15 protein-coding genes are annotated in these 13,300 nt (G+C 69.7%); 13 read left to right on the top strand and 2 right to left on the bottom strand.

Annotated elements, in window-relative coordinates:
• The first annotated feature begins 6 nt into the window (after positions 1 to 6).
• Positions 7 to 921, top strand: a complete 915-nt coding sequence (locus tag M4I32_RS01985; RefSeq protein ID WP_319032802.1) for a tyrosine-type recombinase/integrase — start codon at positions 7 to 9, stop codon at positions 919 to 921.
• Between the two features lie 20 nt (positions 922 to 941).
• Positions 942 to 1,523, top strand: coding sequence for a DUF3060 domain-containing protein (locus M4I32_RS01980; RefSeq protein WP_319032801.1), 582 nt, complete (start codon positions 942 to 944; stop codon positions 1,521 to 1,523).
• A gap of 4 nt (positions 1,524 to 1,527) precedes the next feature.
• Here the strand turns inward: M4I32_RS01980 and M4I32_RS01975 are convergent, their stop codons facing one another.
• Positions 1,528 to 2,079 carry a M23 family metallopeptidase gene (locus tag M4I32_RS01975; RefSeq protein WP_319032800.1) on the bottom strand — a complete coding sequence of 184 codons (552 nt, stop codon included), beginning with the start codon at positions 2,077 to 2,079 and terminating at the stop codon, positions 1,528 to 1,530.
• A gap of 318 nt (positions 2,080 to 2,397) precedes the next feature.
• Here M4I32_RS01975 and rpsB point away from each other — a divergent pair, with 318 nt between their 5' ends.
• The 9 genes from rpsB (at position 2,398) to M4I32_RS01930 (ending at position 9,225) form a co-directional block, all read left to right on the top strand.
• Positions 2,398 to 3,426 carry a 30S ribosomal protein S2 gene (rpsB, locus tag M4I32_RS01970; protein WP_319032799.1) on the top strand — a complete coding sequence of 343 codons (1,029 nt, stop codon included), beginning with the start codon at positions 2,398 to 2,400 and terminating at the stop codon, positions 3,424 to 3,426.
• A 66-nt stretch (positions 3,427 to 3,492) separates the two neighbouring features.
• Positions 3,493 to 4,320: a translation elongation factor Ts gene (tsf, locus tag M4I32_RS01965; protein WP_319032798.1), complete on the top strand. Its 828-nt coding sequence runs from the start codon at positions 3,493 to 3,495 to the stop codon at positions 4,318 to 4,320.
• Positions 4,321 to 4,412: 92 nt separating this feature from the next.
• Entirely contained in the window at positions 4,413 to 5,129 is a 717-nt protein-coding gene (pyrH, locus tag M4I32_RS01960; RefSeq protein ID WP_319032797.1) for a UMP kinase, read from the top strand.
• 75 nt (positions 5,130 to 5,204) lie between these two features.
• Entirely contained in the window at positions 5,205 to 5,759 is a 555-nt protein-coding gene (gene frr / locus M4I32_RS01955) for a ribosome recycling factor (RefSeq protein WP_319032796.1), read from the top strand.
• A gap of 11 nt (positions 5,760 to 5,770) precedes the next feature.
• A complete protein-coding gene (locus M4I32_RS01950) occupies positions 5,771 to 6,796 on the top strand; it encodes a phosphatidate cytidylyltransferase (RefSeq protein WP_319032795.1) in 1,026 nt (341 codons plus the stop codon).
• Positions 6,793 to 7,368, top strand: a complete 576-nt coding sequence (locus M4I32_RS01945) for a DivIVA domain-containing protein (protein WP_319032794.1) — start codon at positions 6,793 to 6,795, stop codon at positions 7,366 to 7,368. The genes M4I32_RS01950 and M4I32_RS01945 overlap by 4 nt, the downstream gene beginning before the upstream one ends.
• Positions 7,369 to 7,508: 140 nt before the next feature.
• Entirely contained in the window at positions 7,509 to 8,201 is a 693-nt protein-coding gene (locus M4I32_RS01940; RefSeq protein ID WP_319032793.1) for a lytic transglycosylase domain-containing protein, read from the top strand.
• 5 nt (positions 8,202 to 8,206) lie between these two features.
• Complete coding sequence (locus tag M4I32_RS01935; protein ID WP_319032914.1) at positions 8,207 to 8,491, top strand: hypothetical protein; 285 nt, start codon at positions 8,207 to 8,209, stop codon at positions 8,489 to 8,491.
• 2 nt (positions 8,492 to 8,493) lie between these two features.
• Positions 8,494 to 9,225 carry an alpha/beta hydrolase gene (locus tag M4I32_RS01930; RefSeq protein ID WP_319032913.1) on the top strand — a complete coding sequence of 244 codons (732 nt, stop codon included), beginning with the start codon at positions 8,494 to 8,496 and terminating at the stop codon, positions 9,223 to 9,225.
• On the opposite strand, the gene M4I32_RS01925 is transcribed toward M4I32_RS01930, so the two are convergent.
• On the bottom strand, positions 9,226 to 10,275 hold the full coding sequence (locus M4I32_RS01925) for an AI-2E family transporter (protein ID WP_319032792.1): 1,050 nt from the start codon (positions 10,273 to 10,275) through the stop codon (positions 9,226 to 9,228).
• A gap of 169 nt (positions 10,276 to 10,444) precedes the next feature.
• Between M4I32_RS01925 and M4I32_RS01920 the strand changes: the two genes are divergently transcribed.
• Entirely contained in the window at positions 10,445 to 12,304 is a 1,860-nt protein-coding gene (locus M4I32_RS01920; RefSeq protein ID WP_319032791.1) for a glycosyl transferase, read from the top strand.
• Complete coding sequence (locus tag M4I32_RS01915; protein WP_319032790.1) at positions 12,301 to 13,272, top strand: tetratricopeptide repeat protein; 972 nt, start codon at positions 12,301 to 12,303, stop codon at positions 13,270 to 13,272. Before M4I32_RS01920 ends, M4I32_RS01915 begins: the two co-directional genes overlap by 4 nt.
• Positions 13,273 to 13,300 lie beyond the last annotated feature (28 nt).

The raw sequence follows: 13,300 nt of genomic DNA, 5'->3' as shown, positions 1-13,300 counted from the left end.
GGATCCGTGGAATGGCAGCGAGCGATCGACCGGTTCGTCGCGTTCGTCGCCGACGTGCGGCGACTCGCGCCTTCGACATGCCGAGGCTATGCGACCGACCTGCGCGATCTGGCGTCGGTCGCCGATGAGCTGGGCGTGCACGACATCGCGGACGTCGACCTCGAGGTGCTGCGGGAGTGGCTGTGGCGGGGGACGGAGCGGGGCCTCGCCCGCGCGACGCTCGCGCGCCGGGCCGCCTCCGCGCGCGCCTTCTTCGCGTGGGCGCACGAGAACGGACTCGTCGATCCCGACCCGAGCCTGCGGATGACGTCGCCGAAGCGGTCGAGGTCGCTGCCGCAGGTCGCTGCGGCCGCGGGTGTCGCGCGGATGCTGGACGATATGGCGGCAGCCGTCGCGGATGGAGCCGATCCGGCGATCACTCGAGAGTGGGCGGTGCTCGAGATCCTCTACGGCACCGGGATGCGCGTCGCCGAGCTGTGCGGGCTCGACCTCGGCGACCTCGACCGCGGTCGGCGCACCGCCCGCGTGCTCGGCAAGGGCGGCAAGGAGCGGGTCGTGCCCTACGGCGGGCCGACGGCGCTCGCCCTCGACGCCTACCTGGTGCGGGCCCGGCCCGCGCTCGCGGCGCGCGCACCGTCCTCGCCCGCGGCCGTGCTGCTCGGCGCCCGCGGCGCGCGCCTGACGCCGCGCGCGGTGTACGCGATCGTCTCGCGACACCTCGGCCCTGTGCTGGGCGTCGAGCACGTCGGGCCGCACGCGCTGCGCCATTCGGCGGCGACCCATCTGCTCGACGGCGGCGCCGATCTGCGCAGTGTGCAGGAGATCCTCGGCCACGCGAGCCTCGGCACGACCCAGATCTACACCCACGTGTCGACGGAGCGACTCAACGCTGCATACCGCCTCGCCCACCCGCGCGCCTGAGCAGCGCGTACGATCGCAGCATGCGCCTGCCCACCGCGCGCGCCCGAGGCGCCGCCGCCCTCTCGACCCTCGTGGCCACGGCCCTGCTGCTCACCGGGTGCCTCAGCATCGCCATTCCCGATGATGATCCCGACGTGGTCGTCACGCCCGAACCGGGCTCGCCCGCGCCGAGCCCGGACGATGCGTCGACACAGCGCGCCGAGCCCGCCGAACCCACCGACACCGTCGTGTGCGATGCATCCGGAGCCGTGATCACGGGCGAGGGCCACCGCGTGCGCGTCACCGGGACATGCGCCGTGCTCGAAGTGTCCGGAGACCGCAACCACGTCGATGCCGAAGACGCCGACGTGGACGTGCTGCAGATCGCGGGGCAGGACAACGAGATCGAGGTCGGATCGGTGCGCGCGATCACGCTCGCCGGCAACGACAACGAGGTCGATGCGCGAAGCGGCGCGGCGGCGCTGGAGCTGGCGGGCGACAACAACGAGATCGACCTGTCCGGGCGCCTCGAGGGAGGAATCGTCCGTGGCAACGACAACGAGATCGACGCAGATGGCACCGGTCCGGTGATCCAGGAGGGGCAGGACAACGACGTGGGCTGAGCCCTCACTCGAGGGGAAGCAGCACGGCACGCGGGATCCCGCCGAGCAGCGCGAGGGGATCCACGTACTCGCCGTCCAGGCGCGCCCCGAGATGCAGCAGCCCGTGCTCGGTGTGCCCACCCGTGCTGAGTGTCGCCACGACATCGCCGCGCGCGACGCGGTCACCCGCGGCGGCGAGCGGCGAGACGGGTTCCATACTCGAGACGAGGCCGGCGCCGTGGTCGATCGTCACGACGCCTCGATCCACCACCGTCCCCGCGAACGCGACGACCCCGTCGGCCGGTGCCCGCACCGTATCTCCACCGCGCGAGGCGACGTCCACCCCTCGATGCCCTGCGCCGTAGGCGTGGGGTGGCGCCTGGAACGGGCGGGCGAGCCGGTAGGGAGGTTCGACGGGCCACCCCCATCGGCCCTCGTCTGCGGCGACGCCCGACGAGATGCCGTGACTGCCGGACCGTGGGGAGGTCGTGATGGCGGCCGCGGCACCGGGCGGGGTCGCGCCCAGAGCGAGTGCGACGGCGACCGAGGCGGCGGCGACCACTCGGCGCTGTCTCATCGCCCGAGTCTGCCGCCGGCGGTCAGCACGGCCTGCTGCACAAGGCGGTGGTGGGGACGTCCGGCGTGGGCGGCGGCTGGGGGAGGACAGGAGCGTGTGCGTGGTCGCTTCGCGCTGATACACTGGGCGGGCATCCCGAATTCGGGGTGACTTCGCGTGCCCAGAGCGGAACGACATCGATCGTCCGCGGCGCCCCTCCCTTCGGTCCCGTCATGTGCGGGTGGGAACGGCGTCGGGCACCAGGCACATCCGGTCGTTCGTCCGGATGGAAACAACCGCAAACCGGCGCGTCGCGCGCCAGAACAGGAGATGGGGCCCATGGCCGTCGTCACCATTCGCCAGCTGCTCGATTCGGGCGTTCACTTCGGACACCAGACGCGTCGGTGGAATCCGAAAGTCAAGCGTTTCATCCTCACCGAGCGCAGCGGCATCCACATCATCGATCTGCAGCAGTCCCTGTCGTACATCGACAAGGCCTACGAGTTCGTCAAGGAGACCGTCGCCCACGGCGGCACGGTGCTCTTCGTCGGAACCAAGAAGCAGGCCCAGCAGGTCATCGCCGAGCAGGCGACGCGTGTGAACCAGCCCTACGTCAACCAGCGCTGGCTCGGCGGTCTGCTCACCAACTTCCAGACGGTCAGCCGGCGGCTCACCCGCATGAAGGAGCTCGAAGAGCTCGACTACGAGAACCCGGCCGACAGCGGCTTCACCAAGAAGGAGCTGCTGCTCAAGAAGCGCGAGCTCGACAAGCTGCACAAGTCGCTCGGTGGTATCCGCAACCTCACCAAGACGCCCTCGGCGATCTGGGTCGTCGACGCCAAGCGCGAGCACCTGGCCGTCGACGAGGCGAAGAAGCTCGGCATCCCGGTGATCGGGATCCTCGACACGAACGCCGACCCGGACGAGTTCCAGTACCCGATCCCCGGCAACGACGACGCGATCCGCTCGGTGAGCCTGCTCACGCGTATCGTCGCCGACGCTGCGGCCGAGGGCCTGATCCAGCGGCACCAGCCCTCCGAAGAGGCAGAGGCGGCCGAGCCGCTCGCCGACTGGGAGCGCGAACTGCTCGAAGAGGCCGGGCCCGGCCAGGTGGGCGAGTCCGAGGCCAAGCGCATCCCGGATGTCGCCGAGGCCGAGACGGTCGCCGACCAGCTCGTCGCCGACGAGCAGGCCGAAGAGGGCCAGGCCGCCACGGAATCGGAAGCCGACAAGGCCGGTGCCGCCGCGCACGACGCCGCGGTCGCTGCCGAGGAGCCGGCCGCCGAGGAGCCGGCCGCCGAGGAGCCGGCTGCCGAGGAGCCTGCAGCCGACGCCCCCACCGACTCGGACGAGACCGAGACCAAGTAGTTCGCCGGCGGGTTCCGCCGGCATCGCCACAGACAACCTGACCTACCAGAAGGAGAGCCGCGACCCATGGCAAACTTCACGATCGCCGACATCAAGGCGCTGCGCGAGCAGCTCGGTACCGGCATGGTCGACACCAAGAAGGCGCTCGAAGAGGCCGACGGCGACGTCGAGAAGGCCGTCGAGGTCCTGCGCCTGAAGGGCGCGAAGGGCAATGCCAAGCGCGCCGATCGGTCGACGAGCGAAGGCCTCGTCACCGCGCGGGAGCAGAACGGCAAGGTGACGATCATCGAGCTGGCCTGCGAGACGGACTTCGTGGCGAAGAACGACCGTTTCATCGCTCTCGCCGATAAGGTCGTGGACGCCGCGGCAGCGGCCGAAGCGGACTCGGTCGAGGCGGCCCTGGCCGCCCCTGCCGGCAACGGCACCGTCGAAGAGCTCATCTCGGGCGAGGCGGCGATCATCGGCGAGAAGGTCGAGCTGCGTCGTGCCCGCACCCTCACGGGTGATGCGCACGAGGTGTACCTGCACCGCACGAGCAAGGACCTGCCGCCCCAGATCGGTGTCGTGGTCGCCTACACGGGTGACGACGCCGAGACGGCGCGGAGCATCGCGCAGCACATCTCGTTCGCGAACCCCTCGTACCTGAGCCGGGACGATGTGCCCGAGGACGCGGTCGAGAAGGAGCGGGAGATCGTCACCGAGATCTCGCGCAACGAGGGAAAGCCCGACGCCGCGCTGCCGAAGATCGTGGAGGGGCGTGTGAACGCGTACCTCAAGCAGGTCGCCCTGCTCGACCAGGACTACGCGAAGGACAACAAGCAGTCCGTGGCCAAGGTGGCGAAGGACGCCGGCATCGAGCTGACCGACTTCGTCCGGTTCAAGGTCGGCGCCTAGCGCGACGAAGAGCCCGCATCGTTCCGACGGTGCGGGCTTTTCTTCTGCCCACTCGCCCGCCGATAGGTTGTACACGACGAGAGGAACGACACGTGACTGATGGGACTGCACGCCGACGCGTTCTGCTCAAGCTCTCCGGGGAGGCATTCGGCGGGGGGCAGCTGGGCGTCAACCCCGACGTGGTGAGTCAGATGGCTCGCGAGATCGCCGCCGCGGTCGACACCGTCGAGATCGCCGTGGTCGTCGGTGGAGGCAACTTCTTCCGCGGCGCGGAGCTGAGCCAGCGGGGGATGGATCGTGGCCGAGCCGACTACATGGGGATGCTGGGCACGGTCATGAACGCGCTCGCGCTCCAGGACTTCCTCGAACAGGCCGGTGCCGCCACCCGCGTGCAATCTGCGATCGCGATGACTCAGGTCGCTGAGCCCTACATTCCCCGGCGTGCGGAGCGGCACATGGAGAAGGGCCGCGTGGTGATCTTCGGCGCCGGCGCGGGACTGCCCTACTTCTCCACTGACACGGTCGCCGCCCAGCGCGCCCTCGAGACCAAGGCGATCGAGGTGCTGGTCGCCAAGAACGGCGTCGACGGCGTGTACACCGCCGATCCCAAGACCGATCCGACCGCGACCCGTATCGATCGCCTGACCTACAACGAGGCCTTGCTGCGCGGTTTGAAGGTCGTCGACTCCACGGCGTTCAGCCTGTGCATGGACAACAGCATGGACATGCGCGTGTTCGGCATGGAGCCGGCGGGCAACGTGACGCGCGCCCTGCGCGGCGAGCCGATCGGCACCCTGGTGACGGCCTGACCGCGGCGTGCGATCCTCGCTCAGCGCACCCGCGCCCGTAGACTGGTCCCACGCTCTACCCACAAGGAGACACCCGTGATCTCGGACGTCCTGGCGGATACCGCCACTCGCATGGACCGCGCCGTCGACGGCGCCAAAGACGACTTCGCGACCGTTCGCACCGGTCGCGCCAATCCCCAGCTGTTCCAGAAGATCCCGGTCGACTACTACGGCTCGCCGACGCCGCTCGCGCAGCTGGCGTCGCTGAACAACACCGAAGCGCGCACGATCGTGATCACGCCGTACGACAAGTCGGCACTGAAGGCGATCGAGCAGGCGATCCGGGACACGCCGAACCTCGGCGCCAACCCCACCAACGACGGCACGATCGTGCGCGTCTCCATGCCGGAGCTCACCGAGGAACGGCGCAAGGAGTACGTCAAGCTCGTGCGCACCAAGGGCGAGGACGCGAAGGTGCACGTGCGCGGCATCCGGCGCAAGGCCAAGGACGATCTCGACGCGCTGAAGAGTGATGTCGGCGAGGACGAGGTCGCGCGCGCCGAGAAGGAGCTCGATTCGATCACGAAGGCGCATGTCGACCTGATCGACGAGGCGCTCAAGCGCAAAGAAGCCGAGCTGCTCGAGGTCTGAGTGACCCGCCGATGACCGATCCCGCCGACGAAGGCTCGCGCCCGCCCGTCCCTCCGCCGCGTGCGGCGGGGCGCGACGACGACGCGCAGGAGGCCTCTGCGGCTTTTCAAGCCCACGTGCGGGCGGCGCGCGAAGAGTTCGAATCCCACGTCGCGCACGCGCGGGACCAGTTCGGCGAGGCGAACGAGCGCATCAAGCAGCGCATGGGGCGTGATCTGATCGTCGCGATCCTGATCGGCTTGGCGATCGGCGTCGTCGTGCTCGCGTCGTTGCTCTTCGTCAAGTGGGCGTTCGCCATCCTCGCGGTCGCCGTCGCCGCGCTGGGCGTGTTCGAGATGGGACGGGCTCTCGACGCCGCCGGGCGCAGGTTCGACCTCGTCCCGCAGGTCACCCTGGCGGCGGCACTCGTGGCGGGAGGCTTCCTGCTCGACGTGTGGATGCTGTGGGTGCTCGTCTTCGTCGACGTCGCGATCGTGGTGGTCTGGCGGTTGCTGGCGCAGATGATGTCGGCACACGAGCGCACCGTGGACGACATCGTCACCGACGCCCTCGCCGGCGGGTTCGTGCAGCTGTACGTGCCGTTCCTCGCCAGCCTGGCGATGGTGCTCCTCCGCGAAGACGGGGGCGAGTGGTGGGTGTTGGCGTTCCTCATCGTCGCCGTCGCCTCCGATACCGGCGCCTACGCGGCCGGCGTGGCGTTCGGCCGCACGCCGATGGCCCCCCGAATCAGCCCGAAGAAGACGTGGGAGGGCTTCGCCGGGGCCACTCTCGCAGCTCTGTCGGCTGGAGTGCTCCTCGCCTGGCTGATGCTCGGCATGCCCTGGTGGGTCGGCCTCCCGCTCGGGGCGGTCATCCTTCTCACCGCCACCGCGGGCGACCTGGGCGAATCGATGCTCAAGCGCGACCTCGGGATCAAAGACATGAGTTCGTGGCTGCCCGGCCACGGGGGTGTGCTCGATCGCCTCGACTCGATCCTGCCGTCCGCCCCCGCTGCGCTGGCGCTGTTCCTGTTGTTCTCCCCTCTGGCGGTGGCATGAGCGAGACGACCACCGAGACCGCATCCGAACCTGCCTTCCCGCTCGTGCGCGGACGGCGCCGCGGTTATCACCGGGGTGCGGTGGATGCATTCCTCGAGAACGCGCGACGCAGTTTCGAGGGGGAGGACGACGAAGCGGGTGTGACCGCCGCGGCGATCCGGTCGGTCTCGTTCCCGCTGGTCAAATCGGGGTACGAGGTGCGCGCGGTCGACGCCGCACTCGTCCGCATCGAGGATGCGTTCGCGGCCCGGGAGCGGCGGGAGGCGCTCGAGGCACATGGCGCGCAGGCCTGGGTGGAGCGGGCGCGAGACGACGCGCAGGTGATTCTCGAGCGGCTCTCGCGCGCCCGCGGACATCGGTTCGCACGCGTGGGGTGGCTGCGGTTCGGCTACCGGGTGGACGAGGTCGACATCGTGACCGACAAGCTGATCGGCTACTTCGAGCGCGGTGTATCCGTTTCGGTCGAGCAGGTGCGGGGCGTCGCCTTCCGCATGCAACGCGGCGGATACCGCGAGGAGCAGGTGGATGCCGTGCTCGATGCGGTCGTCGACGTGATGCTTGCCGTGCGCTGACAGCGCCGTTGCGGGCGAATCACCCGCGCGGGGCGTGGCGGCCCGGGGCCGCCGCCGGTAGACTCGCGACCATTGTGACTGAGGCCCGGGACATCGCCACACGGCGGACGCGCGATATCGCTGCGAGCACACCCTCTGCCGTGCCCGCCCGCCGCGGCGCGAGGCCTATCGCGTCCCGCGCGCCCCTGCAGCGGTGGTCGCGCCGCCGCAGCGTGTCGGGTGCATTCGGAGCGATCGCCGCCGCCGGCCTGCTTGCGGCCTACGTGGTCGTTCCCACCGGGGCCGCGATCGCGGAATCCGAGCCGTCCGACCAGCCGCTGACCGCGTTCGCTCTGGCGCAGGACGGCGCTCAGTCCCTCGTGGTCGACACCTCGGGCCAGTCCCGCGAAACCGGGTCTTTCGCGCGTGGCAGCTACGAGGTCTACGTCGAACCCGAGCCCGAACCCGAGCCGGTGGCGCAGCCCGTGTCGAGTGAGAGCACCGAACCGGCTGATGCCGGCGGCTGGGCCCCGCCCGCAGTGGTGCCCGATCCAGGGTCGGCACAGGGCATCGCCCAGGAGATGGTCGCTGCGCGGGGGTGGGGTCAGGCGGAATTCGACTGCCTGGTCGCGCTGTGGAACAAGGAATCGGGCTGGCGTGTGAATGCCCACAACGTCTCGAGCGGCGCCTACGGCATCCCCCAGTCGCTGCCGGGAAACAAGATGGCATCCGCCGGCGCCGACTGGCAGACCAACCCCGCGACGCAGATCACCTGGGGCCTCGGCTACATCGAGGGCCGGTACGGCGCCCCCTGCGGGGCGTGGGGGCACTCGCAATCGGTCGGCTGGTACTGAGCGCCGTGCCGCGCTCGAACAGGCGGCGCCCGGAGACGTCCGGCCACGACGGCTTCGAGCGGATGCTCGCTGGATGGAAACGTGCCGAGAGCCGGCGCGGGGTGCAGTGGACGGTGCAGCCGATGCCGGCCGGGCGCGCGGCGAAGGAGTACACCTGCCCGGGGTGCGGTGGCACGATCGGACGCTCCGTGGCGCACGTGGTCGTCTGGCGGGCGGACGGGGTGCTGGGTGACGCCGCGGATCTTGCCGGGCGCAGACATTGGCACTCGGCCTGCTGGAGGGTTGCATGAGCATGGAGATCCGCGGAGCCACCATGCTGCCGGCGCGGCGCGAAGACATCGAGCTGACGACCGTGGACGGTCTCACGCTCGTGGGTGAGCTGGCGCTACCGGCCGACCGCGACCCCGTCGCGACCCTCGTCACGCTGCACCCGCTGCCGACCGCCGGGGGGTTCATGGACTCCCACATTCTGCGCAAGGCCGCGGCGAGGCTGCCCGCGATGGCCGACTTCGCGGTGCTGCGCTTCAACACGCGGGGCACATCGTCGCCGCGCGGCACGAGCGAAGGCTCATTCGACGGTGGCCACGACGAGGCGTTCGATCTGGCGGCGGCGATGGACGTCGTGCAGGCACGACGTCTGCCGCATCCGTGGCTCGTCGGCTGGTCCTTCGGCACCGAGATCGCGCTCAAGTACGGCCGGGACCATGACATCGACGGTGCGATCCTCCTGTCACCGCCGCTTCACCGCGCGACCGAGGACGAGGTCGCCGCGTGGGCGCGCGACCCGCGCCGCCTGATCGCCCTCATCCCCGAGTTCGACGACTTCCTGCGCCCCGATGAAGCGCGTCGGCGCTTCGCCTCCGTACCGCGGATGACGTTGATCGCGGTCGAGGGAGGTCGCCATTTGTGGGTGGGGGAGACGCAGACGCGCCGCGTGCTCACCGAGATCGTGGCGGCCATCCGGCCCGCCGCGCTGCCGCTGCCCACCGCGTGGGACGGCGAGGAGGCGCCGGGGGCGGGTTGATCACCTCTCGTTCTGGCGAGGGATGACGACCTGACGATAGATGATCAGGATGCTCGCGGCGATCGGGATCGCCACGAGCGCGCCGAGCAGACCGAGCAGCGAGCCGCCGGCGAGGGCGGCGATCACCACCACCGCGCCCGGAACGGCGACCGCCCGGCTCATGATGCGCGGTGCCAGCAGGTATGCCTCCAGCTGCATGTAGATCAGATAGTAGATCGCGGCGATGATCGCCGTCGTGGGGGAGCCCAGGCCCCAACACGTGAGCACGATGATCGTGGACCCCGTCAGGGTCCCGACGAGCGGGATGATCGAGAAGAACAGCGCGATCACCGCCAGAACGGCGGTGAACGGCGCCCCGATGATCGAGAGGAAGATGAAGCTCAGGATGCCGTTGGTCAGGCCCAGGCTGAGCTGTCCCATGACGAAGTAGCCCACGGAGTCGGTGATCTGCTCGGACAGGTCGATGAAGCGCGCGCGGCGGCTGGCGGGCACGAGCTGGTAGACGGCCGCCTTGAGGTTCGGAGTCGACGCGGTGAAGTAGATCGTCAGGATCAGGACGATGAAGGCCCCGCCGAATCCGGCGAACACGGCGAGCCCGACGGTCAGGACTCCACCCGTGATCGACCCCCAGTTCTCGAGCAGCCAGTCGGTCACGCCGTCGATGGCGCCGTCGAGGAACTCGGGGCTGAGCGCGGGGAACAGCTCGAGGATGCGCACCTTGACGTCGTCGACCGTGGAGCTCTGCAGGAACTGCGTGATCGCCGTGACGAGCTGTGTGATCTGATCGATCAGGATCGGCAGCACCATCCATACGATGCCGCCGAAGGCAGCCAGGATGACGAGGATCGTGACCACGACGGCGATCCACCGCTTGACCTTGCGACGTTCGAGGAACGAGATCGCGGGCTCGAGCCCGAGCGAGAGGAACAGGGCGGTTCCGATGTAGAGCAGGATCGTCGACAGTGTCTCGACGCTCTGGATGAGGATCACACCGAGGCCGACGCCCAGCGTCGCCACGAATGCGACACGGAACGGATTCTGGAACCGCATCCGAATATTTCCCTTCACCCGCGCTCACCGCGCCCCCGTCAGGATACGGCCCCGGCCGCCTGTTGCGTCGCGCACGCGCGTGAGGCGGACATTCAGGCGTGATTCGGTACGCTGGAATGTCCGAGTTCCATGTCGGCGTCCCGAGTCGGCATGACGAGGAGGAGATCCGTTGCGTTTCGTATGGGCCGTACTGGCGTTCGTCGTCGCCGCCGTTCTGATCGGCTTCGGCATCGCTCAGCGCACCGTCTTCCTCGGGCCCGAGAACGAGCACGTCGAGGTCTCGCTCGGTGCGGATGCACGCTATGTGCTGATCGACGGAGAGGCCCTCACCAGTCGCGCGGGTCCGCAGACCGTGCGCGTCGAGGGCGAGGGTGAGATCTTCGCTGCGTACGGCCGCACCGTCGACATGACGGCATGGCTCGCGCAGACGGAATACGCGCGTGTCGTCGCGGGTGCGAACGACGAGTTGACGACCGAGGTCGTGGCTCCGGCGGAGCCGGCCGTCGATGAAGCGGATGCGGAGAACGATGCCGCAGACGAGGGTGACGCGGACGCGACCGACATCGCAGTGCCGACGTTCACGGTGGATCCGACAGGCTCAGACCTGTGGCTCGAGGAGTTCCACGACACCGACCTGCTCACGACGCGTCTGAACCTTCCGTCGGACATGAGCATGCTGCTCGCCGCTGACGGAGAGCAGGCCGCGCCGAGCGACGTGCGTGTCTCCTGGCCTATCGCCAACTCGACTCCGTGGGCGGGGCCGCTGATCGTCGTCGGCGGTGCCGTTCTGGTCTTCGGCGTCGTGCTCTACATCCTCGCGATCCGTCACGTCCGTCGCTCCCGGGGTCCCCGGCGCAAGGCGCCGCCGCCGCTGCCGCCGACCGAGCCGATCGGCACGCTGCCCGCCGGTGGCGGCACGAACGCAGGGTCCGTCACTTCCAGCTCGAGGATCCGACGCGCGCTCGGGCGCCGACGCGGCTTCGTCGTGGTGCCGGCGGCGGTGGTCACGGGCCTGCTCTTCACCGGGTGCACAGCGGAGGCGTGGCCGCAGCTCGGGGCGACGCCGACGCCGTCGCCCTCGTCGACCATCGTGGATGAGGAGTCCGCGCAGGTGCCGGCCGTCACCGAGACCCAGGCGCAGCGCATCCTGACCCGCGTGGCCGAGACGGTCGCTGAGGCCGACACCGCGGCCGATCCGGATCTCGCCGCCACACGCCTGGCAGGTCCCGCACTCGCCGAACGCGAGGCGAACTACCGCATCCGCGAGTCGGTGTCCGATCATGCGGCGCTCAGCCCGATACCGAGCGAGCCGGTCGAGATCGTGCTGCCCGAGGCGAAAGAGGGATGGCCCCGCACGGTCATGGCCGTCGTGGCCCCCGAGGGCGAGGACGCCGACGCGCCGACGATCACGGTGCTGACGCAGGAGGATCCGTGGTCGCCGTACAAGGTGACCTATCTGGCAAGCCTCGCCGCATCCGCGGAGTTCCCCGGCGGCGTCGCTCCCGCCACGATCGGCGCGGCTCAGGTGCCCCCGGACTCATCCTTCCTCATGATCGCGCCCGAAGACCTCGCCGCTGCCTACACGGACGTCCTCAACAACGGAGAGGACAGCGAGTACCACGACATGTTCGCCGTCGACGGCGACCAGTTCCGCGTGAAGGTTGCGGAGGACCGCGCGAACCGTCTGGAGCAGTTCAACGAGACGGGTGCCGAGACGGGAGAGCTGACGTTCTCGTCGAGCGCCGGCGACTACAGCCCCGTCGCGCTCGCGACCTTGGAGTCCGGCGCCATCGTCGCCGTCAGCGTCACCGAGACCGACACCGTGCGTCCGACCAACGAGGACGCGGTCATCCGGCTGGAGGGGAACCCGACCGTCGAGGCTCTGGCCGGAACCGGGTCTTCACCCGACGGTTTCCGCACGAACTTCTCCGACCAACTCTTCTTCTTCGTGCCCAACCAAGCCGCGGGCGGCCAGATCCAGCTGCTCGGGTACTCATCCAATGTCGTCAGTGCGGGAGAGATCGAATGAGCCAGAACCCCCTACCCCCCACCGCGATGCGCGGCGCCGTGGACCTGTCGTCCCTGCGCAACCGCGCCCAGTCGCCGGCGCCCGGAGGGAGCGCGGCCCCCGACGCGGCTCCGTCCGCGGATCCGGCGGGCACCGTCCCCTCGCTCGTCATGGACGTCACAGACGAGACCTTCAACCAGGTACTCGAGCTTTCGCGCACCGTCCCGGTGGTCGTCGATCTGTGGGCCGAGTGGTGCGGACCCTGCAAGCAGCTCAGCCCCGCGCTGGAGAAGGTCGTCACGGAGCTCGAGGGACGGGTCGTGCTGGCCAAGGTCGACGTCGACGCGAACCCGCAGCTGGCCCAGGCTTTCCGGGCCCAGTCCATCCCGATGGTCGTCGCGCTCGTCGGTGGCCAACCGGTGCCGCTGTTCACGGGTGCCGTCCCCGAGGCACAGGTGCGCGAGGTCTTCGCGCAGCTGCTGCAGGTCGCGGCTCAGAACGGCGTCACCGGAAGCGTCTCGGTGATGGATGCCGACGAGGACCAGGGGGAGCCGGAAGAGCCGGAGGAGCCGCCGATGCCGCCCCTGCACGCCGAGGCCTTCGCGGCGATCGAGGCCGGTGACTTCACACGCGCGATCGCGGCGTACGAGAAGGCCCTCGGCGAGAATCCACGGGATGCCGATGCGCTCACCGGACTCGCGCAGGTGCGTCTGCTCGATCGCGTGCAGGGCCTGGATCTGCAGCAGGCACGCGACGCGGCGGCCGCCGCGCCCCTCGACGCCGAGGCTCAGCTGCGCGTGGCGGATCTCGATCTTTCCGGAGGCCACGTCGACGATGCCTTCACTCGTCTGCTCGGGCTCTTCGCGGCGCTGCCCTCGGACGAGCGAGCGGAAGTGCGGGCGCGGCTGATCGAGTACTTCGGGCTCGTCGGCGACGCCGATCCGCGCGTGGGACGCGCGCGCTCCCAGCTGGCTTCGCTGCTGTTCTGACGCGCAGCGGCGGACTGTTCGGGGCGTC

Source organism: Microbacterium sp. LRZ72 (assembly GCF_033792225.1).
GTDB lineage: Bacteria > Actinomycetota > Actinomycetes > Actinomycetales > Microbacteriaceae > Microbacterium.
The sequence above is the reverse complement of the archived record's forward strand: the minus strand, read 5'-3'. Positions and strand labels throughout refer to the sequence as shown.

Coding starts and splice junctions, on each gene's coding strand:
- rpsB (WP_319032799.1), top strand. CDS start 2,398: ATGGCCGTCGTCACCATTCGCCAGCTGCTCGATTCGGGCGTTCACTTC.
- M4I32_RS01915 (WP_319032790.1), top strand. CDS start 12,301: ATGAGCCAGAACCCCCTACCCCCCACCGCGATGCGCGGCGCCGTGGAC.
- M4I32_RS01930 (WP_319032913.1), top strand. CDS start 8,494: ATGGAGATCCGCGGAGCCACCATGCTGCCGGCGCGGCGCGAAGACATC.
- M4I32_RS01975 (WP_319032800.1), bottom strand. CDS start 2,079: ATGAGACAGCGCCGAGTGGTCGCCGCCGCCTCGGTCGCCGTCGCACTC.
- M4I32_RS01945 (WP_319032794.1), top strand. CDS start 6,793: ATGAGCGAGACGACCACCGAGACCGCATCCGAACCTGCCTTCCCGCTC.
- M4I32_RS01950 (WP_319032795.1), top strand. CDS start 5,771: ATGACCGATCCCGCCGACGAAGGCTCGCGCCCGCCCGTCCCTCCGCCG.
- M4I32_RS01925 (WP_319032792.1), bottom strand. CDS start 10,275: ATGCGGTTCCAGAATCCGTTCCGTGTCGCATTCGTGGCGACGCTGGGC.
- M4I32_RS01980 (WP_319032801.1), top strand. CDS start 942: ATGCGCCTGCCCACCGCGCGCGCCCGAGGCGCCGCCGCCCTCTCGACC.
- tsf (WP_319032798.1), top strand. CDS start 3,493: ATGGCAAACTTCACGATCGCCGACATCAAGGCGCTGCGCGAGCAGCTC.